Raw genomic sequence first — 22859 nt, forward strand, 5'->3', positions numbered from 1 at the left:
CCGGGCTGCTCGCCCTGAGCGGCCCGGCTGCGAGCCGATCGCCGGGGAGACGCTACGGGCGCGCTGCCGGCGGTGGCGGGCGTGGGTGCGGTGGCGGGGCCGTTCATGGTGGCGCGGGGTGCGCGGCGACCCGTGGTGCGGAGCGTGCTGTTCGCCGGGGCGGCGGGCGTGTCGTTTCGGGGCGGCGTCGGTGTTCACGAAGGCCGTCGCCGTGGCCTGGACGTCGGACGCGCCCCTGGCCGGGTGGCCGAGCCTGCCGGCGGTCGCGGCGCTCGCGACCGGCGGGCCGCTGCTGTCGCAGACGTCCTACCGGGGAGCGGGGCCGGCCGCGCCGCCGGCGACGGTCACCGTGGTGAACCCGGTGGTGGCCGCCGCCGTCGGTGTGGCGCTGTTCGGAGAGCGGTTCCGGTACCGGCGTACCGGGCACGCCGCCGGCGGTGCTCCGCGGGGCGGTGGCGGCGGCCGGCCTGGTCCTGCTCACGCTGCGCCGTGCCGTGCCGCCGCCCGCCCCGTCGGGCCTCTCAGCGGGAGACGCCGCCCCCGCGCAGATAGGCGAGCGGGTCGATGTCGGAGCCGTATCCGGGCCCCGTGCGCACCTCGAAGTGGAGGTGCGGGCCGGTGCTGTTGCCGGTCGAACCCGACCGGGCGATGCGCTGGCCGCCGGTGACGCTCTGGCCCTCGCGGACGGTGAGTGCGGACAGGTGCGCGTACTGGCTGTACTTGCCGTCGTGGTGCCGGATGACGACCTGGTACCCGTAGGACCCGGCCCACCCCGCGGAGACCACCCGGCCGGAGGCCACCGCCTTCACGGAGGTGCCCGTGGGCACCGGGAAGTCGACGCCCGTGTGGTAGCCGGCGGCCCATGCGGAGCCGGTCTTTCCGTACGAGGTGCCGGGCGACGCGTCCACGGGCGAACTGAGCGCGCCGGTGCGGCTCTTGGCGGCTACGGGCTTGGTGGCGGGCTGGGTCTTCGGCTTCGCCGTCGGTTTGGCATTGGGCTTGGGCTTGGTCGTGGTCGTGGGCTTCGCCGGAGTCTTGGTCTTCGGCTTGGCGCCGGGCTTCGTAGCGGGCTTGCCGGCCGGCTTGGCGGGCGCTTTGGCACCCGGCTTGGCGGGCGCTGCCGTACGGAGCGTCAGCTTCTGGCCCGGGATGATGAGGTCGGGGTTGTCCCCTATGACCGTGCGGTTCCGGGTGTACAGCCGCTGCCAGCCACCTGGAACGCGCTCATCGGCGGCGATGCGGGAGAGCGTGTCGCCGCGGGCGACGGTGTAGCTCTCGCGGCGCTGGTTGGGGATGGTGGTCGGGCCGGCGGGCCGGTCGCCCGCACCCCCCGGCTTGATGGCGGGTGCCTCACCGCCCCGGGTCAGCCCGGCCCGCTGGGAGCAGGTGGGCCAGGCGCGGGGGCCCTGCCCCTTGAGCACCTTCTCGGCGACGGCTATCTGCTGGCCCTTGGTGGCCAGGTCCGCGCGGGGGGCGTAGCGCGTACCGCCGTACGCCTCCCAGGTGGGCTGGCTGAACTGGAGTCCGCCGTAGTAGCCGTTGCCCGTGTTGGTCTGCCACCGGTTGGTGGACTCGCAGGCGGCGACCTTCTCCCAGACGTCGACGGACGCCGCGTGGGCCGTCCCCGCGCCGATCAGCGGCAGCGCGATGCCGGCGCTGCCGACCGTGACGGTGAGTGATGCCCGGTTGAGACGGCTCGGCTGGTACCGACGGTGTCGTCCCCGTACGGCCATGGGTGGTTCCCCCCTATGCAGGTCAGCGGCCGCCCAAGCTAGAGGCGTGGAACAAGCCATGACAAGGGGGCGCACACGGCGCAGGGGGCGCGGGCAGCCTCTCAAGTGGCCGTTCGGCACGGCGGTACACGGGAGCGCCGACAAGGGGAGCCCCCCGGCCGCACGGGGCCGCACGCGAACACCCGTACGGCGCGCAGGGCGGCGCGCCGAGGGACGGAGGGGGGTCGGTCAACCGGCTTCGCGGCCCGGCGTCGGATGCGTAAGGTCAGCGCGGGTCGTGTGCGGGCTCCTGTGGCATGCCTGCGGGCGCCGGCGGTGCACCCGGCGCGGGCGCGCGCGGTCGGCACACCCGGTCGGCCGCCGGTCACACGCGCGAGAGCGGTCCCGGGGTCGGGTCCGGCTCGGGGACCGGGTCCGGGCCCGGAGGCTTGGGGACCGGGTCGGGCGTGGGCACCGGCCCGGGGGCCGGATGCGGCGGCGGGGCGGGCGGCGGCACCGGGCCCGGGCCCGGCGGGGCGGGCGGCGGCACGGGGGCCGGGTCGGGCATGGGCGGCACGGGATCGGGGCGGGGCTCGGTCATGGCGTACGTCCCCCTCGGGGTCTGTCCTGCTCCCTGTCGAGGGTCTCGCCCTGCGCGTTCCCCCGCACGCCGGGGCCATGCCCCGCTAGGCCCCTCGGGCGGCACCGGCCGGCCCACTACGCCCCTCGGGCGGCACTCGGTCGCGTCCTGAGCTGTCGCTCCGCCTCGGCGGCCAGGTGGGCGGGGGCCGCCGGGGCATGGGCGCGGTGGCGTTCGGCCCACTGCGCGGCGTACGGGCAGAGCGGTACGACCGGCACGTCGGCGTTGCGCGCCATGGCGTAGAAGGCGCGGACGAGGTGGCCCCCGATGCCCTTGCCGCGGTGTCCGGGGTCCACGACGGTGTGCACCGCCACCAGGGCGTGCGGCGCGCCGTCCAGGACGAAGTACGAGATACCGCCGGCGTACCGGCCGCCCTCGTACGCCTCGAGGCGGCCGTTCGCCCGGTCGTCGCGGATGTCCAGCGGTTCGGTCATGACTGCCGCGTACCCCTCGGCGGGTCCGCTCAGCCCCGGCGGGGTCAGCCGCGCGCGGCGGGCACGGCGTGCGGGCTGCGCGCGGTGTCGGTGCCCGGCACGGGGGCGGAGGCGTCGGCGCCGAGCTCCACGATCCGGTTGGCGGAGTCGACGTGGACGACGCGCGGTACGAGCGCGCGGGCCTCGGCGTCGTCGACCTGGGCGTAGCTGATGAGGATGACCAGGTCGCCGGGGTGGACGAGGTGGGCGGCCGCGCCGTTGATGCCGATCACACCGGAGCCCCGCTCGCCCTCGATGACGTACGTCTCCAGACGGGCACCGTTGTCGATGTCGACGATGTGGACGAGCTCCCCGGGCAGGAGGTCGGCGGCGTCCATGAGATCGGCGTCGATCGTGACGGAGCCGACGTAGTGGAGGTCGGCCTGGGTCACCGTGGCACGGTGGATCTTCGACTTGAACATCGTACGCAGCATGAAGAAGCTCCCGATTCGTCTGCTCCCTGCCCGCTTCACGCAGGTCAAGGGCGGTCTTCGGAGACTACAACGATTCGCATGTCCAGTCAGCCGTTCCCGCGTGTTCCAGGACTCACACCGACCGGTCGCTGACATGACTGGGGAACCCCTCCCCCGACCGCCTTCGACGCAGGCGCCCGCTCGCGTCGATGGCTCGACCGGCGCCGTATCGACAGGCCGGCTCATGTGCCGGTCTCGGCCGCGTCGACCGCCGCCCGCACGGTCGGATACACGCGCCTCAGCTCGGCCCTGGCTTCGGCGGTGCGCAACACGTCCCTCACTTGACCCACGTCACGGGCGAGCAGGAGCCGGACTCCGAGAGCCTCGAGTTGCTCGGCCAGGTCGTCGAGCATGCGCACGGCACTGACGTCGACGAAGGGAACCGTTTCGGCGTCGATCACGACCGCTGTCGTCCCTTCCCGGGCGGCGGCCTCCCGTACCTCGGACCGGACCCGCTGGGCGTTGGCGAAATAGATGCCGGCCTCGACGCGCAGCACGACCACACCCGGGATCCTGCGGCTCTCCACATGCCTGTCGAGCGCGGAGAAGTGGCCGTCTCCGGGCATCCGGCCCAGCTCGCTGATCTGCGGGCGCGAGGAGCGGTAGATGAGCAGAAGCAATGAGGCGCCGATGCCGATGAACAGGCCGGGCAACGTGTCGAATGCCATCACCCCGAGCATGGCCGCGACCGCGGCGATGAAATCAGGCCGGGCGGCGACGCCGTAGGCCTGGCCGAGCCTGTGGGTGCCGACGCGATAGAGGGAGACCAGTGAGCGGAGGTCGACGAGCTCGATCAGCGCCGCGACCACCACGCCCGCGAGCACTGCCTCGGGAAGCTGTTCGAAGAGGCCGATGAGGAAGAGGAGCGTGATCACGGTCAGGGCGGCCACGAAGATCCCGGACAGCTGGGTGCGTGCGCCGGCCGACCAGTTCACGGCGGTCTTCGAGAGGCTGCCGTTGACGACCATGCCGCTGGAGAGACCGGCGCCCAGGCCGGCAGCCCCGAGCCCGATCAGCTCGCGGTCGGCATCGACCTCGTAGTGGCCGCGGGCGGCGTAGGTCCTCGCAGCTCCGAGTCCCTCGGCGAAGGCGACGAGCATCACGCCGACGCTCCCGGCGGCGAGGTCGCCGAGGTCGCCGGCCTCGACATCGGGGAAGCCGAACGAGGGGAGACCGGTCTCGATGCTGCCGACGACATCGACACCGTGGTCATCCAGGTTGAAGGCGGCGGCCGCGGCGATTCCCAGAGCTACCGCGATCAGTGAGCCCGGCACGACCGGGGCGACACGTTTGAGAACGACGATCAGGATGAGGCCGGCGAGACCGACCAGAAGCGTGAGGCCGCTGGTTCCGCCGAGGTCCTCGATCAGCGCCCACATCTTCTCGAAGAAGTCTCCCGAGCCGCCCTCGACGCCGAACAGCTTCGGCAGCTGGCCGGCGATGATCGTCAGTGCCAGGCCGACGATGAAGCCCTTCAGCACGGGCTCCGAGATGAAACTGGCGACAAAGCCCAGGCGCAGGAGGCCGGCGAGGAGCGCCGCGATGCCCACCGTGACGGCCAGTGCCGCTGTCATCGCGACGAATTCCGCGCTTCCACCGCCGGCGCTCTCGCCGACGACCGCCGCCGAGAGCGCCGCCGTGGCCGCCATCGGCCCGGCGACCAGGTGCTTGGAGCTGCCGAGGGCTGCGTAGAGGATCAGCGCGGCCGGCGCGGCATAGAGGCCGACCACCGGCGAGACGCCCGCGATCGTCGCGTAGGCGAGCGCCTCAGGTACGAGAACCGCCCAAACCGTCATCCCGGCCAGGGCGTCCCGCCCCAGCCACTCCCGCCGGTAGCCCCGCAGTGAAGGGAAGAGCCAGTGCACGCTCACCTTCACGAGGAGAGACCGCTGACGGCGTCGCCCACCAGCTTCGCCGCGATGACCAGGCAGATCACGGACACGATCGCGGCGTTGTTCCGTCCCATCCAGAGCTTGAGGTCATCGAGGATGTGCTTCGAACGCTCTTTGAGGGCGAAGTAGAGCACGACCGGTGTTCCGGTCCCGAGCGTTGCGATCACCACGAAGACCGCGAGTGCCGCGGCCTGGGTGCCGGCGGAGGTGCCCGTCTGCGCGATCGCTCCCGCCGCGGCGATCACGAGCAGCAGGTTCTTCGGGTTCAGCGCGGACAGCGCGATCCCGAGGGCCCCCGCCTTGACGGGCGTGAACGAGTCGACCGCCCGCATCCATTTCGGCAACTCCACCTCCTCGGTTCCGCGCGGCCGCCCGCGCCACTGCCTCACCGCCTCCCAAAGAAGCAGTACGCCGAGCACCAGGTGGAGCACGCTGACCCAGTCGGCCGGTTGTCCCTCATCGCTCGCATCGGCACCGCCGGAGGCCAGCAGCACGATCGTGCCGACGACGGCCAGGCCCAGGACCCACCCCATGACGAACGCCGGCCCGTCGGAGCGCGCCCTCGGTGTTCCGAGCATCAGCACCACGCCGATGATCGGGAAGGGGCTCAGCGCCACGCCGACCGCGAGGGACAGGATCTGACCAATCGACTCGCCCACAGCCGCCTACCTCATGCCGGTTCGATCTCGCCGGGCCGCCAGCTCTTGTCGAACCAGCTCTCGAGGGGGCCGTAGAGCCGCAGGATCACGAACCATCCCTTGCCGGGTACCGTCTGGACCCAGTTCGCCTCCCCGCCCCCGGGCGCGGTCGGGCCGAAGTGGATGACCGTGTCGCCGTTGTCCTCGGCGTGGACGGCTTCCGACAGGCTGTTCACGCTCGGGTAGGGGTGGTCCGTGCGCAGCAGCGCCCGGGTCTGGGGGTCGTAGACGTTGACGGCCCAGAAGTTCTTCGCCGGGATGCCGTTCGGCAGAGTGAGCGTGTAGCTCCTTCCGCCGTCGAGCCACGCGCCGGTGGAGTCCTCGGCCGTGTAGGCGTACTGCGATCCGGCCCCGACGGCCGCTGCCGCCATCGCGGGCGAGGTGCCCGCACCGACGTAGTGGAACACCGCCCGCGCGTCAAGCAACCGGGCGCCCTCCGCCGACAGGAACTCGTGGCTGCGCGACGGCCACGGGTTCTTCCACGAGCTGCCGCGGTAGTAGTAGAAGTCCGGGTCGCGTGGCTTGAAGCACAACGTCCGTACGATGCCCGAAGCGATCCTGGCGGCGGTGTCGAGGATCGAGCGCATACGGTCGTCCGGCCGGAAGGGCTTGCCGGGCACGATGCCGATCGCCGCGAGCTGTCCGGCGCGCTCGGGGTCGAGTGCCTCGGGCGGCTCCGCCTGAACGAGGGTGTCGATCTCCTCGAAGAACGAGAAGTCGTTCGTGTGGATCGTGTTGAAGTCGGATTCCGCCCAGTTGACGAAGCGCTGCTCGGGTGGGTCCGCCGCGGCCGAGAGCGGATAGATCCGCGTCTGGAGCAGGCTCTCCACACCACCCAGTGCACGCAGCAGCACCCAGGAGGAGAAGGTCGCCGGCCGCACGACGAAGTATCCGTCGGATACGTCACCGTCGTGGCCCGGGGGCAGGAAGAGGTACCTGCCTCCTTCTCCCTTGTCCGCCCCGGCGATGCCCATGTCGGTGACATGGCGCTGCCACAGGTCGTTGACGAAGCACAGCGAGTTCTCCGGCGCCTCGATCACGGTGGGTCCGTCCTGGTCGAGCGCCAGGCACGCCATCCCGTACGTCGTTTCCGTGTTGGCCGTGAGCACCATCGGTGCCGAGCTGCATCGCGGGGCCGTGTAGCCGATCGTGTGGGAGTCGACGCCGAGGCTGCGCAGTCCGCGTCGCATCGCCACCATCGAGGCGCCGGGTACGCAGTTGAGGAACGCCTCGATCCCGCGCAGCAGATCCAGCGTGTCATAACTCCGGGTGACCGTGTCGGGCTGGGGCATGCCGTCGAAGAACCGCATGGCGCCGAAGACCGTATCCAACTGCTCCGGGATGCTGATCGAAGCCAGGGTCTCGGCTGATGTGCCCGGGCTGGGAGCGTCGCCGACTTGAGGCACTGGGTCACTCCTAAGCAGGTCGTTCCTTGAGAACTGAGTTCCAGTCGTTCTTCACGCTGACCGTGGTCCATCCCGCCCGCTCGGCCGTTGCGAGTGCCTTCGCCGCGCTGTCGGTGTAGGCGTATTCCCGCTCGTCGTCGTCATGCACGACGAGCAGAGCGAACTGCGCGGACTCCAGCATCTCGATGTCCACGTCGTCGTTGCCGGCCGCGAAGCGCGGCAACCGGCCGGTGCGGGCGAGGACGTACTCCGGCTTTCCCGGCCCGAGCGCGACGGGTCCGTGCAGCACTGCCCGGCGGACCAGCACGCCGTCCCGGTAGGCGAACTCCGGGGCCGAGCCGATCACGTTCTCCCGGGGCATGCCCCAGGTCTCCTCGCAGATCACCCGCATGAAGTCGCGCCCGCCCCCCGAGCAGACGAACAGCCGCCACCCGTACGCCCTGAGGTAGTCGAACAGCTCCAGCATCGGCTGGTAGACAAGGCCGGAGAACGGCAGACCGAAGCGCTCGTGACGCCAGGACGCCAGGTACTGGGCGGCCTCGGCTTCGAACTCCTCCAGCGTGATGCCCTCCCAGGCCGAGCCGATGGCCTCCACCATCGATGTCACGGCGCCGGGGTCCTGCATGTACAGGGCGCGGAGGAACGACTCGTCCTTGTCGGCGATCGCCCGGTAGGGCTGCTTCCGGGCCAGCGACGGATCCGCCTCCAGCCGCGCGGCCAGCTTCCCGAGCACGAACGCCGACTGCACCGGCGCGGGCCTCTCGACCCACAGTGTTCCGTCGTTGTCGAACACGGCGACCCGATCCGCCGCCGGAATGAGGCCCGACGATCCCTCGGCCGCCGCCGACGTCACGAACTCGACGATCGCCCGCTTCGCGGCACCGTCGTTCCAACTCCCCAGCGGGGTCGTGCCCATGGCCACCTCATCATCCGGACCCGTCACGCCTTGGAATCGCCGCGCGAGGTCAGCCCACCGGCTCGATCCCGCCCGGGCGCCAGGTCTTGTCGAAGAACGGCCTCAGGGGGCTGTAGAGCCGCAGGACCACGAACCACCCCCGGCCCGGCGTGGTCTGGATCCAGTTGCCCTCCGGCACGCCCTCGGGCCGGTCGGGCCCGAAGTGGACCGTGGTCGTGCCGTCCGCGTCGGCGACCGCTGCCGGGGTCGGGTAGCCCTGGCTGCCGGCCCGGGGGAAGCGCTGCGGCGTGCCCAGCATCGAGCGGGTCTGGTTGTCGTACACGGTGCACGACCAGAACTTGGCGGCGGGGATGTCCGGCGGAAGCACCAGGCGGTACTGCCTGCCGCCGTCGAGGGCCCGGCCCCGCCGGTCCGCGCACGCGAACAGGTACTGCGACCCGATGCCGGGCAGCGGCGCGGTGAACGCCGGGCTGATGCCCACGCCCAGGTACCACCACCAGGTGCGCAGGTTGAGCATGCGGGCGCCGTCGCTCGGACGGGGCTCGATGCCCCTGTCGGTGATGTCCGCGGGCGGGGTCATGAAGTCGTAGCCGGACACGAGCAGGCCGTTGACCCACTGGGAGGACGGACCGTAGTAGTGCGCCCCCTCGTCCGGACGCGGGCGGAAGGCGAGGGTACGGGCCGTCGCGTTCCCCACCGCGGCCGCCTCGGTGAGGATCTCCCGCATCCGGGAGTCCGGCTCGAAGGGCTTGCCCTTGACGATACCGACCGCGGCCAGAGCACCGGCGATCTCGGGATCGAGCGCCTCGGTCGGCTGATCGTGCACAAGCTCACTCGCGAGGTCGAAGTACGTCGCGTCCCCGGGCGGGACCGTGTTCACGGCGAGCCCGGAGCCCTCGACGAAGCGCGGCGGGTCGGGCCTGTGGAGCGCGGCGGTCCACGTCTCAGCAGTCCACGGCGACGGCGGGGCCGTGCCGCCGGTGACGATCTCCCCGATGCTGGTGCCGTAGAACCCGGGAACGTAGCGGTGGATGCGCAGCCCTTCCTTGATGCGCTCGGCCGCCGGCTTCGGGTCGTCGGCCTCCAGGAACGCTCGCCCGCCCAGGAAGAGCCGCGTGGTGCGGGTCTGCTGTGTGAAGAAGCCACCCTCGGGAAGAGGACCCTCATAACCGGGCGGCACGAAGAGGTACCTGCCACCGGCCCCGCGGTCCGGCCCGGCCATGCCGGGGTCCGCGACCCAGCGGTACCACATGTCATTGACGAAACAGAGAGACAGGGGCGGCATGTCCACCACCAGCGGCCCCTCGGTCAAATCGAGGAACGTCACGAAATAGACGGTGTCCGCGTTTCCTGTCAGCACGAGCGTCTCGGGATCCATGAACTCCGAGAAGAGCAGGACGTCGTGGTCCCTGACCTCCGCCTCAAGGAAGCCCCTGCGGGCCGCCCACATACTGACGCCGGAGTACGCGTCGAGGAACCCACGGACGGCGTGCACATGGTCCAGATGGTCGTAGAGGCGGTCGGCGGTCTCGTCGGTGGGCATGCCCAGCGGGAATTCCAGCGTGCCCAGGCGTGTCTCGACCTGCTCGGGAGTCGAAATCGATTCCACGACCTGTTGTGAGGTCCGTGTGGCCGGCTGCAAGGATTCGCTCCGTTCCCGGGGAAAGGGCGTCCTATCGACCATCGTCCTCACCTGCCGGGGACCACCACTGCACCTGGGCCATTGGAGGGCCTTCGAAGTCGAGCGGTGCGTTGGTCGCCGTCGTTGTTCATGCCGCCGGCACGGCGGAGGGGTCACCTGCGGTGGTCGCGCCACGCTGCCGCGGGCGGTCTCGGTGACGGTGGCGACCTCCGTGCCGCCGCGGAAGACGTCGTAGTTCTTGACACCACCCTTGTCGTCGGTCGCGGCGTACCAGGTCGGTGGCGGTGAGGATCCGCCGCCGGACAACCTGGCATCGGGCCGACCGGCGGCGGATCCTGATCCGCCGCCGGTCGAGGTCCTTCTCCAGGATGGTGTAGCGGCCGGTGCCGCGCACCCGGATGCCGTCGACCTGCCCGCTGCGGACGGCCTCTTGGTCATGGTCACCACCGGCCGAGTGGCGCCACTGAAGCGCAAGGAGGCCCAGTTGAAGGACCGCCGGTCGGCTCGTGCCCGGTCCCCGCCGTCGCAGTTCGGCGAGGAACAGATGTGGCCCTCTGGGCGGAGCCCCGGCCGGGGCCGGGGCCGGGGCCGGGGCCGGGGCCGGGGCCGGGGCCGGGAGCCGCAGTGCGAGCGGCCCTTCTCTTGGCGGTGTCGTCGTATCGGCCGGAAGTGGGCGCCCGGTGAAGTCCGGTCCGGCAGTGGGCGCTTCGACTCTCTCGACAGTGGGCACTCTTCCTTGGTCCTGGTGCCCGAGAAGACTCACACCGATTGTGTCCTCGAATCACGCGTCAGCGTCCCGAGCACCCGGATGTGCGGGCGGCCGTCCGATTCCGGGTCGGTGACGGCGACGCGTACGCCGTAGACGTCGGCGATCAGTGATTCGGTCAGCACGTCGCGGGGGGTGCCGGCGGCGACGACGCGGCCTTGTCGCAGGACCACGACGTGGTCGCAGTACATGGCGGCGAGGTTGAGGTCGTGCAGGGCGACGACGCTGGTGACGGCGAGGGCGCGGACGAGGTCCAGCAGGTCGTGCTGGTACTGGACGTCGAGGTGGTTGGTCGGTTCGTCCAGCAGGAGTTCGCGCGGCTCCTGTGCGAGTGCCCGGGCTATCTGGACGCGCTGGCGTTCGCCGCCGGACAGGGTGTGCCAGCGGCGGTCGGCGCTGCCGGCCAGACCGGTGCGCACGAGGGCGTCGGAGACGGCCTGTTCGTCGGCCGCCGACGGGGGCGTCCAGGCGCGACGGTGCGGGGTGCGGCCGAGACGCACGACATCGGCGACGGTCAGCTCCACGAGTGTGTCGGCCTGCTGTTCCACGACGGCCACGCGCCTGGCGATGTCCCGGCGGCGCAGGTCCCCCAGGGACTCGCCGTCGAGGGTTACCACTCCGGACGTGGGGGTGAGCACTCCGCACAGGATGCGCAACAGCGTGGACTTGCCCGAGCCGTTGGGGCCGAGCAGGCCAGTCATGGCCCCCGCGGGCGGTGTGATGCCGACGCCGTCGAGGATCAGCCGTCCGTCGGCGGTGCGGGAGACGCGGTCGGCGCTGAGGGTCATGGGCGGTTCCTCCGGGTCCGGTACAGCACGAGCACGAAGGCCGGGACGCCCACCAGCGAGGTCATGACGCCGACCGGGACCTCCTGGGGTTCGATGACGGTCCGGGCGACGGTGTCGATGCACACCAGGAACACGGCCCCGCCCAGCGCCGCGGCGGGCAGCAGCCGCGCGTGGCCGGGCCCGACGAGGGCGCGGGCGGCGTGGGGCAGCACCAGGCCGACGAAGCCGATGGCACCGGACGCGGCGACCAGGGCGGCGGTGAGCAGGGCGGTGGCGCACAGCAGGACCAGCCGGGCACGGGCGGTGTCGACGCCCAGGGCCGACGCCGCGTCCTGGCCGAAGGCGAACGCGTCGAGGGTCCTGGCGTGACCGAGGCAGACCGTCAGCACGAGCAGCAGAGCCGCGAGGCACAGCCACACGTCGGCCCATCCGGCGCCGCTGAGAGATCCGAGCAGCCAGAACAGCACGCCCCGGGTGGTCTCGGCGTCGGCGGACGTGACGACGATGAAGGAGGTGAGCGCGGAGAACAGCTGCATCGCGGCGACGCCCGAGAGTACGACCCGATCGGTGGTGCCGCCCAGGGTGTGGCTCAGCAGCAGCATCGCGGCGAACGAGCACAGGGCGCCGGCGAAGGCACCGCCGGAGACGGACAGGGCGCCTCCGCCGGCTCCCAGGACGACCACGGCGACGGCTCCGGTGGAGGCGCCGGAGGAGACTCCGAGGACGAAGGGGTCGGCGAGCGGGTTGCGCAGCAGTGACTGCATCACCGCGCCGCACACGGCCAGCCCCGCGCCGCACACGGCGGCCAGCAGGGTGCGCGGGAGCCGCAGGTTCCAGACGATGCCGTCGCGGATCGGTGTGAGCCCGGAGGCATCACCGCCCAGGTGGGAGGCGACGGCGGACCAGACGTCCGCGACCCCGATGTCCGCCGGGCCGATGGTGATGGCCAGGGCGATGGAGAGGGCGAGTGCGGCCAGCCCCGCCGCCGTGCGCAGCAGGGCCGCGGTCACTTCGCCAGGCCGAACTCGCGCATCGCGGCGGCGACCTGTTCGATGCCCTCCACCGTGCGGATGGTGGGGTTCATGGCCTGGCCGCTGAGGAGGACGTACCGCTTGTGGCGTACGGCGTCCATGTTCCGGGTGACCGGGTTCGACTCCAGGAACTCGATCTTCTTCGCGGCGCTCTCCGCGGTCTGCGACTTGCGGGTGAGATCACCGATGACCAGCACGTCGGGGTTGCGGTCGGCGACGGTCTCCCAGTTGATCTGCGGCCACTCCTCGGTGGTGTCGTCGAAGACGTTCTTCGCACCGAGTTCGCGGGTGATGATGCCGGGGGCTCCGCAGCACCCCGCCATGTACGGGGACTCGGCGTTGGCGAACCAGTACAGCAGCGTGACGTCCGACGCGTCGAGCCCCGCCTTCGCCTTGGCGACGCGTGCCTTGAGCCGCGCCGTCAGGTCTTCGCCCCGCTGCTCGACACCGAACACCTGGGCGATGTCCCGTACTTCCCCGTACACGGTGTCCATCGTCAGCGGCTTCGTACGGACACCGTCGCCGTCGCCGCTGTTGTCCTTGCCGACGCAGTCGGACGGGGAGAGGTACGTGGGCACACCGAGCTTCTCGAACTGCTCCCGGGTGGCCACACCGCCCTTGCCGAGGGTCGAGGCGAACGAGGCACCCACGAAGTCCGGTTCGGCGTCGAGGACCTTCTCGAAGGACGGCCGGTTCTCGGCGAGGCGCGGCACACCGGCGTTGGCCTTCTCCAGGCCCTTCATGACGGGGTCGGTCCAGGTGGCCGTCCCGGCCATGCGGTCGGCGAGGCCGAGGGAAAGCATGATCTCGGTGGTGCCCTGGTTCAGCGACACGGCCCGCCGGGGGCCGTCCCCCCGGATCTCCACCTCCTGCCCGCAGTTGTCGAGCACACGGGTCGCGGCCCGGGGCGACGTGGGGCGGTCGGAGGTGCCGCACCCGGTGAGGAGGAGCGCTCCGCACAGGAGCACGGCGAAGGAAGGGGTCGGGCGCGTGACGGTCACGGCGTTGTCCTCAGCGTCGTGGGCCCATGCGCGGGGCCCCGGTCCGTACGAATGCGCCAGCAGGTCTTCGGACTCGGGGTCATCCGGGCGAGGCGCCTTCCCGGGCCGGCGGGCCGGTCCAGTGGCTTCGTGTGCCTCGCCCGTCACCCTCACCGCTGCGCGTCAGTTCCGGACTCCCACCGGATTCCCTGACCCACGTACGTACATGTCGTACGGAGTGCGACTGGCCTGCGCAAGCTACCACAGGGGGCCGCGCGACCGTCCGGGTGCCGCGTCGGTCCGACCCACGGCCACCGCGGACGTCAAGCGTGGCCGCGGCCGGCAGGTGCCGCGAGCGACGGTGGGTGCGCTCAGCGCAGCCGCTCGAAGACCGCGGCGGTCGTCATGCCGTAGACGAGGTGCGGAACGATGTCCGACAGCCGGCCGGCGCCGCTCCATTCGGCCGGGTCGGTGACGCCCAGCGCGGTGGCGGGCAGATCGCCGGCCGCCATGGCCGCCGCGCCGAGGAACGGTCCGGCCGGCAGGGCGAGGGCGAGGCCGTGGCACCCGCGTCCCATACGGCTCCGCAGCATGCCGTAGGCGAGTCCGACCCCGAGCCCCGTGCGTATCCGAGGAGGGCGCCCACGCCCTGCTCGCGGTTGCTCCGCAACTCTCCGCCGTCCTCGCTGCCGTCCTCGCCGCCGTCCTCGCCGCCGCCGATGCCGGCGCGGTCGGCCAGCCGGCCGGCGACCTCGGCCGGTATGTCGCTGGAGGGGCGCCCGCGCAGCACCATGTCACCGTAGGTGACCACGTTCAGGGCGACGGTTCCGGCGGCCCCGGCCAGCAGTCCTCGGGTCCAGAAACGCATGACGAATCCTCCACGGGAGCAGGTGGGCGGCGGGCCCACGGACGGGCGGTCCGCCGCGTGCCCGGGCCGGTTCCCCCGGGCGGCGGGCTCCATGCGCCTCCCTACCGGGCTTCCTCCTGGGTGCGGTCGAGGGCCGGGTCCGGGCGCTCGCCGAGATACTCCACCCACGCCTTCTTGACGCACGGGTAGTGCGTGGTGGCCTCGACGAGGTTCATGAAGTTGGCGATGTTGGCCTCGAAGCGCTCCTGGAGCGTGTCGTTGGCGATGCGGCCTGTGCCGTCCAGCTGGGTGTGGGCGGAGGCCAGCGAGAACATGTCCGGGTAGACACGGGCACCGAGGTGCTCCAGCGGGACGCGCAGCGCCCACAGCCCGCGGTTGCCGCCGACCATGGAGGGCGACGCGGACACCAGGAGACCCTGGAGTTCGTTGAACGGCTGCGGCCGGAACCGTGACGTCCAGTCGATGAGGTTCTTGAGAACACCGGGCACCGAGGCGTTGTACTCGGGCGACGCGATGATGAGCGCGTCCACCTCCAGCAGTCGCTGCCGGAAACGCTCCGCGCCGTGGGGGATCCCGTCGGCCTTCTCGACGTCGGCGTCGTAGTCGGGGACCTCGAAGTCCTTGACGGAGGCGAGACGGGCCGCGGCTCCGTTGGCCTCGACGACGGCCACGGCCAGCTCCGCGAGTCTCGTGTTGAGCGAGCCGGCCCGCCGTGAACCCGTCATGACGAGGAACGACAGCGGGCCGCGTGCTGGGGTGCTCATGAGTGTGCCTTTCGGGTGTGTTCACAGGCCGGGTCGGGGTCGCCGCCCATGGCGGAGCAGGATGCGCTCCAGGTCCCGCAGGTCCTTGCGGAGGGAGGAACGGACCTTCCGCGCGATGAGCGGTGCGGCCGGCCGGTAGTAGCCGGAGGCGTCGCCCCGTACCCGGATGCGGGCGAGGGTGCCGCGCGGGTGCGGGTCGAACGTGTAGGTGACGTGCATCGGCATCGGCCCGGCGACCGAGACCATGTCCAGGAGCCGGGAGGGCTGGTACGCGGCGACGCGGAGTACGTAGTCGATCCGCTTGCCCAGGAAGTACGCGGTCCGTGTCACCTCGGCGCCGGCGCCGAACCCGCCCTGGTCCCCCTCCCGGGTCAGCCGTGCCTCGCGGATGCCCTGGGTCCACTCGGCGTCGTGCCGCCAGTCCATCGCGTACGCGGCGACCTGGTCGCACGGCAGCGCGATCACCCGCTCGGCCGTCTCGTCGAGCGCCATGCGGTTCCTCCGGGGCATCGGCGGCTGGTCCGCGGGGCGCCTGCGCGGCGGCGTTCCGCGTGCCGTTCCACTCTGCGCGGGAATCGCCGCGGAGCGCCGTATGACGCGGCCATACGGGTCACGGGAGTTCGGCCGCACCGCACCGGCCTGGTTCCCGTGGCCGTGCGCTACATTTTGCGTCGCCTTGACCACGATCACTCACGATCACTTCTGACACGGGGAGCCGGCTCTCAATGATCGACATCGTCAACGGACTCGGCCGGGCCGCCGCTTACGGCGGCCTCGGGCTGATCCTGCTGATCCTCGGCATAGTTCTGGTCGACGTCCTGACGCCCGGCAACCTCCGTCGGCTCATCTGGGAGGGGCGCAACCGCAACGGCGCCCTGCTGCTGAGTTCGGCGCTGCTCGGCATCGGCGGCATCGTGTTCACCTCCATCTGGTCTACGTACGACGACTTCGGCAAGGGCCTGGCCTCCACTGCGGTGTTCGGTCTGCTCGGGCTGGTGATGATGGCCGTGGCGTTCGTGGTGGTGGACCTCATCACGCCGGGACGTCTCGGCGCCCATCTGGTGGAGCCGGAGCCGCACCCGGCGGTGTGGGTGACGGCGTCCTGCAACATCGCGGTGTCCGCGATCGTGTCGGCGTCCATCGCCTGACCCACCGGACGGCTCACTCCGCGACGCGGACGGGCTCGGCCTCCAGGAAGCGCCGTTTGCGGGGCCCGCGGTAGAGCAGCGCCTCCCAGCCGAGCCGTTCCAGGGCCCGGGCGCACTCGGCGAGCGCCGTCTCCTCCCCCTGAGCGGCGCCGCCGCCGGGCGGGCCCAGCCACTCGACCCGTACGGAGTCCGGCCGCTCGCCGGGTCCGACGCGGTAGCCGGTCGCGACGCGCCGCCCCTCGGCGTCCAGGGCAGAGGGCGGTATACCGGCGGCCTCCAGGGCCAGGGCGACCGCTCTGACCGGCTGGTTGCGCTCCCACGCGGCGGGCACGGCCCGCGGGTCGCCGCCCGCGGTGTTGGTGAGCCGTCTGATCTGGAGCAGGCCCTCGTACGCCACTCGGACCTCGGCCGCGCGCCGCTCGGTCGCCGCCACGCCCGCCACCGGGTCCGCCACCGGGTCCGGAGGCGGTGGTCCGTCGCCCGTGGCGGCCTCGAACCCGGAGTCCGCCCCGGTCACAGCAGCCGCCGGATGTCACCGCGGACCCGGTAGAAGCCGCCCGCCGCCGCGTGCAGGCCGTCCACGACGAAACGCGCCCCAGGCTGCCGTATCGCACGCGGGAACTGCACGTTCCAGGACTGTTCGTAGCCCTCGGACACGACGTGGACGCGCATCCGGCCGGCCTCCTGGACACACTCCACGACGATCGAGCCCGCGGGGGCGTTCACCACGGTGGGCACCGCGGCCGCCGCCGCGGCGGGCGCGTACGTCGGCAGTGCGGCGGCCAGCTTGACGTCCCGCGCCACCGGCACCGTGCCCTGCTGGGCCTGGGTGACCGCGGCCTCGCTCGCGTCCACGCAGACCAGCGAGCCGTCCGTCGTCACCAGGTACAGCCGCTCGTCGCGGTACTGCATCGACAGCGCCGAGCCCCCGCCCGTGCCGAGCTTCCAAAGCCGCGTACCGTCCCGGTCGAAGCAGTACACGGACGAGGCCGCGTCACCGGCGAAGACGAACCGTCCGCCGGGCGAGGTGGCGCACGAGTACACCGCGCTGTCGCAGGCGTAGGTGGCCTCGATCGTGCCGTCGTCCTTCGACAGCCGCTGGACCACTCGGTGGGCGGTACCCGCGTACACGGCCGTGTCCTCCTGCCAGCCGAAGAGGACGCCGCCCCGGGTAGGTGTGTGCCACAGCTCGCCGCCGCCGTCCGGAGCGTAGGCCGTGACGCCCCGCTGGTGGCCGTGGTAGACGGCCCGGTCGTCGGCGCGGACCATCCAGGCGTGCTCGCCCTGGCCGCGCCGCGACCACTGGTGCTCGTCCTCGTGGTCGATGACGGTGAGCCGGCCGGCGCGGTCCGCGACGTTCAGCACGCCCTCGTGGATGTCCAGCCAGAAGATGTCGACGTCCGCCGCGATGTCGTACGCCGCGAACGGCAGCTTCGACGACAGGTCGTACACCCGGCCGTCGTCGCAGCCCGCGTAGATCCAGAACTCGTCGGCGACCAGGCACTTCACGCCGTCGGGCAGGCTGAAGCGGGCCAGGACGCCGCCGTCGTGGTCAAGCGTGTACACGTCGCCCGCCTGGTTGCCCACCCAGCAGCGCTCGTCGTCGACGTGGATACCGAACGCCGAGGAGCCGGTGCGGAACCGCCACAGCACCGGCGCGACCGCCCGGGCTGTGGAAGGCGCCGAGGTCACCTGCCGCCGGGTCACCGCGCGCGGGGGGCGCTGACCGGGCACGGCGGGCGCGTAGCCCTTGCGTACCTTCTCGCCGACCTTCTTCGCGGCGGCCGCCCGGGCCTTCTCCACCGTGGGGAACGTGGAGGTCTGCGTCTGCCCGGCTGCCCCGATCCGCCCGTACCGCACCGTCACCACCTGGCCGTCGACGGTGACCTCGTAGAACTTGTGCGCGACGCCGGCGTCCTGCGACAGCTCCAGATACGTCGTCGACTCCATGGACACAGCGGACATGACACACCCCTCCCCAGGGCGGACCCCCGGCCTGTCCCGTGGGTCCCACTGCTCAAACCGTAGGGCGGACCACTGACAATCGCCGCGGTCGCGGTCTCCCGTACGGAGCACTCCGGCGGGCGGACCGGCGAACCGTTGGCGACGATGGTGCTGATGTGGAGAAACGCGACAACGTCGGGGGCGGCTCGGACGGGGAGGAGGCGTCGTACATGCGTCTGCCGCGGACCCGCCGAGCCCGCGCCGCCGCGTCCCTGACCGTGCTGGCGCTGCTCGCCACCGCGAGTGTCCTGTTGGGGCCGTCGTCGGCACCGAAGGACGCCGCCGTCGGCGATCCGGAGCGTACGGCTCCGCAGCGCGCCGTGCGCCAACAGGGTCCGCGGCCTGTGATCGTGCCGCGCACGGCATGGCGGGCGGAGAGCGTGTCGACGGCTCCCGCCGCCCGGTACGCGCCGGCGGTGAAGGCCGCCGTCATCCACCACACGAGCAGCCCGAACGGCTACGACTGCGAGAGCGTCCCGAAGACCCTGCGCGGTGTGTACGCCGGTCACGCCTACGGCAGGCACTGGGACGACATCGGCTACAACTTCCTCGTCGACGCCTGCGGCACCATCTACGAGGGCCGGGCGGGCGGCGTGGACCGGGCGGTCATCGGCGCCCACACCAAGGGGTTCAACGACGGCACGGTCGGAATCGCGGCGATCGGCACGTTCACGGAGGGCGCGCGGGTGCCGGAGCCGATGCTCGACGCGATCGCCCGGCTGGTCGCCTGGAAACTGGACCCCGCGGGGCCCGACCCGCGTGGCACGGTCACCCTCGTCTCCACCAACGACGCGTCACGCTTCCCCAAGGGGACGACGGCCGTGCTGCCCGTCGTCGGCGGCCACACAGACGGCTATCCGACCACCTGCCCGGGCGCGGCGCTGTACGCGAAGCTGCCCGACATCAGCGCTCGGGCGGCCCGGCTGCAACGGCGCTGATCCAGGCGTCGGCGAGCAGCTGGTGGCCGGCGGCCGTGGGGTGCACGCCGTCGTGGATCCAGTGCGCCGCCGGGGCACGGCGCGCAGCCTCGTCGAAGACGGTCTGGAGCCGTACGAGTTCGGCGCGGTGGGCGGTGGCGAGTTCGGCGACGATCTGCTGCCGGAGCAGCACCTGCGCGGCCAGGGCCTCATCGAAGTCGGAGCCGGGGCCGCTGGGCAGGCAGAACGGTTCGCACAGCACGATCCGCAGCTCCGGGAGGGTCTGGCGGGTACGGGCGAGGAGGGCGTCGTACGCGCCGCGGAAGCCGTCCGCGTCGATGTCGCCGGAGTCGCCGTCCACCACGCGCCAGGCGTCGTTGACGCCGACGAGGACCGACAGGACGTCGGGGGCCAGTTCGAGGGTGTCGGCCTGCCAGCGGGCGGCAAGTTCGGGGACCTTGTCGCCGCTCACGCCCCTGTTGGTGATCCGCCAGCGGTGGCCGGGGGCACGGGCGGCCGCGCGAGCGGCGACCAGGTAGACGTAGCCGTGGCCGAGGGCGGCGTTGACATCGGCGTACGGGTGGCGGTCGCGGCCGCTGTCGGTGATGGAGTCGCCCTGGAACAGGATGTGCGAACCGGCGGGGACGTGCAGGGGCATGCGGACTCCGGGAGCCGGGGGCCTGGGGCCCGGGCCTGGACGGTTTCATGGGGAACCTATTTCCGTGCCGCACCGTGGGCAAGGCCCGACGGGGTCCGCGTGGCGCTTCGAAAGATTCGCTCCGGTGGCTCGGGGTGCGTAGTGTCCGGCTGATTTCCGTTGTCGGCGGTGCGCTCCCGGGTCCCCCGACGACAGGACCGTACGGAACGACGGGGCGAGGCAGGGCATGCACACGGACAGTGACCACATTCCGGAACTGGTGAGCGCGGCGCGGGCGGGTGACGGGCCCGCGCGCGAACGGCTTGTCGCCGACTATCTGCCACTGGTCTACAACGTCGTGGGCCGCGCCCTCGACGGACACGCGGACGTGGACGACGTGGTCCAGGACACCATGTTCCGGGCCCTCGACGGGTTGGGCGGGCTGCGGGAGCCGGCCCGCTTCCGGTCGTGGCTGGTCGCCATCGCGATGAACCAGATACGGCGGCGCTGGACCGACCGTCAGCAGGCGGCGGTCGCCTCGCTGGAGCGCGTGGTGGAGCGGCCCGACCCCGCGGGCGACTTCGTGGACCTGACCATCCTGCGGCTCGGGCTCTCCGGTCAGCGCCGCGAGGTCGCCGAGGCCACCCGGTGGCTCGACGAGGACGACCGGGCGCTGCTGGCCCTGTGGTGGCAGGAGGCCGCGGGGGAACTCACGCGCGCGGAGCTGGCCGAGGCACTGGGCGTCCCCGGACGCCACGCGGCGGTACGGGTGCAGCGGATGAAGGCCCAGCTGGAGACCGGGCGGGTGGTGGTGCGCACCCTGGCCGCCGAGCCCCGCTGCGACGGGCTGGCACGGCTCACGGCGGACTGGGACGGCCGCCCGGCCGCGATCTGGCGCAAACGCGTCGCCCGCCATGCCCGGGGCTGCCGTGCCTGCGGCGGCCACTGGTCCGGCCTGATCCCCGCCGAGGGACTCCTCGCGGGGCTCGCCCTGGTCGTTCCCCTGTCGGGGTACCCGTCGGTCCCGGCGGCCGAGCTCGGGGCGGCAACGGCTGCGACGGCGGGTGCGGTGGCGGAAGGCGGGGTGGCGCAGGGCGCTGCAGGAGCCGTCACCCAGGGCGCCTCAGGGGCCGCCACACACGGCGCTACAGGGGCGGCCACGCACGATGCTTCAGCGTCGGCTGCTCACGGTCCGTCCGGTCCTGTGGCGGACGGCTCTTCGCGCGTGCTGGCGGGCGGCGTACCCCCGAGCGAGGGTTCCTCCGGCGCCGCCGTCTCGGGTCCCGCCGGCGGTGTCCCGCGGTGGCGGGTGCCCGCTGTCGTCGGGGGGCTCGTCCTCGGCGGGGTGCTGTCGGCCCTGCTGTGGCCCGCAACGCCCCGTACCCCCGTACCGTCCCCTTCCGATGCGCCGTCCAGGGGGAACCTCGCCGCGCCGCAGAGCCCGACGGCGTCCCCCACCGCCGCCCGCACGCCGTCCCCGACGGTGTCGCCGGCCGTGACGCCCGGCCCGGCCTCCGTACCCCCGCCCCCGCCCTCCGCGAGCGTCACCCGGCGCGCCGAGCCGACCGTCGCGGAGCGACTGACGGAGCTGGTGAACGCCCGGCGGGCCGAGGCGGGGTGCGGGCCGCTGCGGCTGGACGCCCGGCTCACCGCGGCGGCACGGGCCCACGCGCGCGACATGGTGGCGCGGCGCTACTTCGGGCACGCGAGCCCGGAGGGCCGGCACGCCGACTCGCGCATCGCCGAGGCCGGGTACGACCCGGGCGCGTGGGCCGAGAACCTGCACCGTGGTCCCCGGGACGCTGCCGGAGTGGTCGACGACTGGATGGACGGCTCGATCCACGAGGAGAACATGCTCGGCTGCGAGTACCGGGACACCGGCGTGGCGGCCGTGCCGGGGCCGGAGGGCATGGTGTGGGTGCAGACCCTGGCCGGCCCGGCATAGGCGGCGCCCCGCGCCCTCCGGCTACCCCGCGGCGCCGAAGTTCTGCACCCACCACGGGCCGTTGGACCTGAGGTTCACACCGACGCCGATGTCCTTGAAGGAGCAGTTGAGGATGTTCTCACGGTGTCCGGGGCTCTTCATCCAGTCGCGCACGGCGGTGGCCGGGTCCTTGGGTCCGCGGTGGATGTTCTCGCCCCAGGTGCGCCAGCGGTAGTCGGCGGCCTCCATCCGATCGCCGGCGTCGCGGCCCTCGGGGGTGTCGTGCTCGTAGTAGTCGCGGGCGGCCATGTCGTCCGCGTGGCCCTGTGCGGCGGCCTGCAGGCGGCTGTTGACGCGGAACGCTCCGCAACCGGCCTTGGCACGCTCGGCGTTGACGAGTTCGACGACGCGGCGGATGTACTCGGCGGGCGCGGCGCCGGTCCGGGGCGTGTTCGCGACGTTCGGGGTGGCGGGGTCCACCGGGGCGGGGGCGTCTGGTGCGGTCGGGGCGTCGGTCCTGCCCCGGCCGGTGGTGGGCACGGTGCGCGGGGTGGGCGTGACGCGCGGGGCCGTGGGAGCGGGGGTCGAGGCGGCCGGGCTGGCGCCGGGTGACGGCTGCGCGGAGCGGTACGGGGCGGCGCTGGGTATGCCGGGAGGCGTGGCCGACGTGCCTGTCGGGGTGCCGTCGGCCCCGTCACGGGGGACGGGTGCGGCCGTACGGGTGGCCAGCGAGCCGGCGTCTCCGCCGGTGCCGCCGAGTACGACGGTGCCGGTCGCCACCGCGGCGACGGCGACCGTGCCGGCGACGATGGTGCCGATGCCCTGGTAGGTCCAGCGGCGTTTCGCGTGACGGCGCGGGGCCGTCACGGCGGCCCCGCGGCTCGCACGGCGGCGGCCGTGGCGGGCACCCCGGTCACGGCGTGCGGCCTCGTGGTCCCGGTCCCGGTGGCCGGGCTGGTCGTGGTCGTGGTCGTGTGCGTCTCGGGGGTGCTGCACGGGTACTCCGCTCTCTGCTCTCCTGACAAGGGCTGCCGGCTCGGGGCCGGCACAAGGGAGATCGGGCGCAGCGACGTCGACAACAGTTCTCGTGAGAAAAAGGCTTCCGTACCGGCGGGTCGTGGAAACCGTGCCCGCGCGCGGAGCGGCGGAAAGCAGCCACGAGGTCGTCCGGGTGGTCCCT

The 22859-nt window shown here is 72.5% G+C and carries 23 protein-coding genes and 1 riboswitch; of the genes, 3 read left to right on the plus strand and 20 right to left on the minus strand.

Annotation, left to right across the window (positions count from 1 at the left end; all coding sequences use genetic code 11):
* The 16 genes from FVS66_RS36575 to FVS66_RS14665 all read right to left on the minus strand — a co-directional run.
* A partial coding sequence (locus FVS66_RS36575; protein ID WP_399225556.1) for a hypothetical protein occupies window positions 1-198 on the minus strand: 198 nt, incomplete at its 3' end.
* A 323-nt stretch (window positions 199-521) separates the two neighbouring features.
* Window positions 522-1733: a transglycosylase family protein gene (locus tag FVS66_RS14590; RefSeq protein ID WP_149181628.1), complete on the minus strand. Its 1212-nt coding sequence runs from the start codon at window positions 1731-1733 to the stop codon at window positions 522-524.
* 364 nt (window positions 1734-2097) lie between these two features.
* Entirely contained in the window at window positions 2098-2313 is a 216-nt protein-coding gene (locus FVS66_RS14595; protein WP_149181629.1) for a hypothetical protein, read from the minus strand.
* 116 nt (window positions 2314-2429) lie between these two features.
* Window positions 2430-2786 carry a GNAT family N-acetyltransferase gene (locus tag FVS66_RS14600; protein ID WP_149181630.1) on the minus strand — a complete coding sequence of 119 codons (357 nt, stop codon included), beginning with the start codon at window positions 2784-2786 and terminating at the stop codon, window positions 2430-2432.
* 44 nt (window positions 2787-2830) lie between these two features.
* Window positions 2831-3259, minus strand: coding sequence for an aspartate 1-decarboxylase (gene panD / locus FVS66_RS14605; protein ID WP_149181631.1), 429 nt, complete (start codon window positions 3257-3259; stop codon window positions 2831-2833).
* 221 nt (window positions 3260-3480) lie between these two features.
* Entirely contained in the window at window positions 3481-5169 is a 1689-nt protein-coding gene (locus FVS66_RS14610) for a SulP family inorganic anion transporter (RefSeq protein WP_222946932.1), read from the minus strand.
* Between the two features lie 2 nt (window positions 5170-5171).
* A complete protein-coding gene (locus FVS66_RS14615) occupies window positions 5172-5849 on the minus strand; it encodes a GAP family protein (protein ID WP_149181632.1) in 678 nt (225 codons plus the stop codon).
* An 11-nt stretch (window positions 5850-5860) separates the two neighbouring features.
* Window positions 5861-7294 (minus strand): DUF1254 domain-containing protein, encoded by a 1434-nt coding sequence (locus FVS66_RS14620; RefSeq protein WP_222946933.1) that lies wholly within the window; start codon window positions 7292-7294, stop codon window positions 5861-5863.
* 10 nt (window positions 7295-7304) lie between these two features.
* Complete coding sequence (locus FVS66_RS14625) at window positions 7305-8210, minus strand: HAD family hydrolase (protein ID WP_149181633.1); 906 nt, start codon at window positions 8208-8210, stop codon at window positions 7305-7307.
* Between the two features lie 49 nt (window positions 8211-8259).
* The gene (locus FVS66_RS14630; protein WP_262387006.1) at window positions 8260-9819 is read right to left on the minus strand and encodes a DUF1254 domain-containing protein; all 1560 of its coding nucleotides are present in this window, start codon (window positions 9817-9819) and stop codon (window positions 8260-8262) included.
* A gap of 792 nt (window positions 9820-10611) precedes the next feature.
* A complete protein-coding gene (locus FVS66_RS14640) occupies window positions 10612-11406 on the minus strand; it encodes an ABC transporter ATP-binding protein (protein WP_149181636.1) in 795 nt (264 codons plus the stop codon).
* Window positions 11403-12416 (minus strand): iron ABC transporter permease, encoded by a 1014-nt coding sequence (locus FVS66_RS14645; RefSeq protein WP_149181637.1) that lies wholly within the window; start codon window positions 12414-12416, stop codon window positions 11403-11405. The genes FVS66_RS14640 and FVS66_RS14645 overlap by 4 nt, the downstream gene beginning before the upstream one ends.
* Window positions 12413-13438 (minus strand): ABC transporter substrate-binding protein, encoded by a 1026-nt coding sequence (locus FVS66_RS14650; protein ID WP_149181638.1) that lies wholly within the window; start codon window positions 13436-13438, stop codon window positions 12413-12415. Before FVS66_RS14650 ends, FVS66_RS14645 begins: the two co-directional genes overlap by 4 nt.
* A gap of 40 nt (window positions 13439-13478) precedes the next feature.
* Window positions 13479-13681, minus strand: a riboswitch (cobalamin riboswitch).
* Between the two features lie 107 nt (window positions 13682-13788).
* The gene (locus FVS66_RS36580; protein ID WP_316248185.1) at window positions 13789-13995 is read right to left on the minus strand and encodes a hypothetical protein; all 207 of its coding nucleotides are present in this window, start codon (window positions 13993-13995) and stop codon (window positions 13789-13791) included.
* Between the two features lie 391 nt (window positions 13996-14386).
* Window positions 14387-15049: an NAD(P)H-dependent oxidoreductase gene (locus tag FVS66_RS14660; RefSeq protein WP_149181639.1), complete on the minus strand. Its 663-nt coding sequence runs from the start codon at window positions 15047-15049 to the stop codon at window positions 14387-14389.
* Window positions 15050-15070: 21 nt separating this feature from the next.
* Window positions 15071-15541: an SRPBCC family protein gene (locus FVS66_RS14665; protein ID WP_149181640.1), complete on the minus strand. Its 471-nt coding sequence runs from the start codon at window positions 15539-15541 to the stop codon at window positions 15071-15073.
* A 233-nt stretch (window positions 15542-15774) separates the two neighbouring features.
* On the opposite strand from FVS66_RS14665, the gene FVS66_RS14670 reads away from it, so the two are divergent.
* On the plus strand, window positions 15775-16197 hold the full coding sequence (locus tag FVS66_RS14670; RefSeq protein WP_149181641.1) for a DUF350 domain-containing protein: 423 nt from the start codon (window positions 15775-15777) through the stop codon (window positions 16195-16197).
* Window positions 16198-16210: 13 nt separating this feature from the next.
* Here FVS66_RS14670 and FVS66_RS14675 read toward each other — a convergent pair whose 3' ends face one another.
* A complete protein-coding gene (locus FVS66_RS14675) occupies window positions 16211-16714 on the minus strand; it encodes a hypothetical protein (protein ID WP_149181642.1) in 504 nt (167 codons plus the stop codon).
* Window positions 16711-18162, minus strand: coding sequence for a WGR domain-containing protein (locus FVS66_RS14680; RefSeq protein ID WP_149181643.1), 1452 nt, complete (start codon window positions 18160-18162; stop codon window positions 16711-16713). Before FVS66_RS14680 ends, FVS66_RS14675 begins: the two co-directional genes overlap by 4 nt.
* Window positions 18163-18317: 155 nt before the next feature.
* Here FVS66_RS14680 and FVS66_RS14685 point away from each other — a divergent pair, with 155 nt between their 5' ends.
* Window positions 18318-19139: a peptidoglycan recognition protein gene (locus tag FVS66_RS14685; protein ID WP_399225562.1), complete on the plus strand. Its 822-nt coding sequence runs from the start codon at window positions 18318-18320 to the stop codon at window positions 19137-19139.
* On the opposite strand, the gene FVS66_RS14690 is transcribed toward FVS66_RS14685, so the two are convergent.
* Window positions 19105-19776, minus strand: coding sequence for an SGNH/GDSL hydrolase family protein (locus tag FVS66_RS14690; RefSeq protein WP_149181644.1), 672 nt, complete (start codon window positions 19774-19776; stop codon window positions 19105-19107). The two genes, FVS66_RS14685 and FVS66_RS14690, sit on opposite strands and share 35 nt — an antisense overlap.
* 226 nt (window positions 19777-20002) lie before the next feature.
* Between FVS66_RS14690 and FVS66_RS14695 the strand changes: the two genes are divergently transcribed.
* Window positions 20003-21700 (plus strand): sigma-70 family RNA polymerase sigma factor, encoded by a 1698-nt coding sequence (locus tag FVS66_RS14695; protein ID WP_149181645.1) that lies wholly within the window; start codon window positions 20003-20005, stop codon window positions 21698-21700.
* 21 nt (window positions 21701-21721) lie between these two features.
* Here FVS66_RS14695 and FVS66_RS35005 read toward each other — a convergent pair whose 3' ends face one another.
* The gene (locus FVS66_RS35005; RefSeq protein ID WP_187645524.1) at window positions 21722-22675 is read right to left on the minus strand and encodes a CAP domain-containing protein; all 954 of its coding nucleotides are present in this window, start codon (window positions 22673-22675) and stop codon (window positions 21722-21724) included.
* Window positions 22676-22859: the final 184 nt, after the last annotated feature.

Source organism: Streptomyces sp. TRM49041 (genome assembly GCF_008271805.1).
In the GTDB taxonomy this organism is placed as follows: Bacteria; Actinomycetota; Actinomycetes; order Streptomycetales; family Streptomycetaceae; genus Streptomyces.

What these genes read in the sequence shown, in the direction of transcription:
- FVS66_RS14590 (WP_149181628.1), bottom strand. Translation starts at nt 1,733, where the DNA reads ATGGCCGTACGGGGACGACACCGTCGGTACCAGCCGAGCCGTCTCAAC.
- FVS66_RS14595 (WP_149181629.1), bottom strand. Translation starts at nt 2,313, where the DNA reads ATGACCGAGCCCCGCCCCGATCCCGTGCCGCCCATGCCCGACCCGGCC.
- FVS66_RS14600 (WP_149181630.1), bottom strand. Translation starts at nt 2,786, where the DNA reads ATGACCGAACCGCTGGACATCCGCGACGACCGGGCGAACGGCCGCCTC.
- panD (WP_149181631.1), bottom strand. Translation starts at nt 3,259, where the DNA reads ATGCTGCGTACGATGTTCAAGTCGAAGATCCACCGTGCCACGGTGACC.
- FVS66_RS14625 (WP_149181633.1), bottom strand. Translation starts at nt 8,210, where the DNA reads ATGGGCACGACCCCGCTGGGGAGTTGGAACGACGGTGCCGCGAAGCGG.
- FVS66_RS14640 (WP_149181636.1), bottom strand. Translation starts at nt 11,406, where the DNA reads ATGACCCTCAGCGCCGACCGCGTCTCCCGCACCGCCGACGGACGGCTG.
- FVS66_RS36580 (WP_316248185.1), bottom strand. Translation starts at nt 13,995, where the DNA reads ATGGGACGCGGGTGCCACGGCCTCGCCCTCGCCCTGCCGGCCGGACCG.
- FVS66_RS14660 (WP_149181639.1), bottom strand. Translation starts at nt 15,049, where the DNA reads ATGAGCACCCCAGCACGCGGCCCGCTGTCGTTCCTCGTCATGACGGGT.
- FVS66_RS14665 (WP_149181640.1), bottom strand. Translation starts at nt 15,541, where the DNA reads ATGGCGCTCGACGAGACGGCCGAGCGGGTGATCGCGCTGCCGTGCGAC.
- FVS66_RS14670 (WP_149181641.1), top strand. Translation starts at nt 15,775, where the DNA reads ATGATCGACATCGTCAACGGACTCGGCCGGGCCGCCGCTTACGGCGGC.
- FVS66_RS14680 (WP_149181643.1), bottom strand. Translation starts at nt 18,162, where the DNA reads ATGTCCGCTGTGTCCATGGAGTCGACGACGTATCTGGAGCTGTCGCAG.
- FVS66_RS14690 (WP_149181644.1), bottom strand. Translation starts at nt 19,776, where the DNA reads ATGCCCCTGCACGTCCCCGCCGGTTCGCACATCCTGTTCCAGGGCGAC.
- FVS66_RS14695 (WP_149181645.1), top strand. Translation starts at nt 20,003, where the DNA reads ATGCACACGGACAGTGACCACATTCCGGAACTGGTGAGCGCGGCGCGG.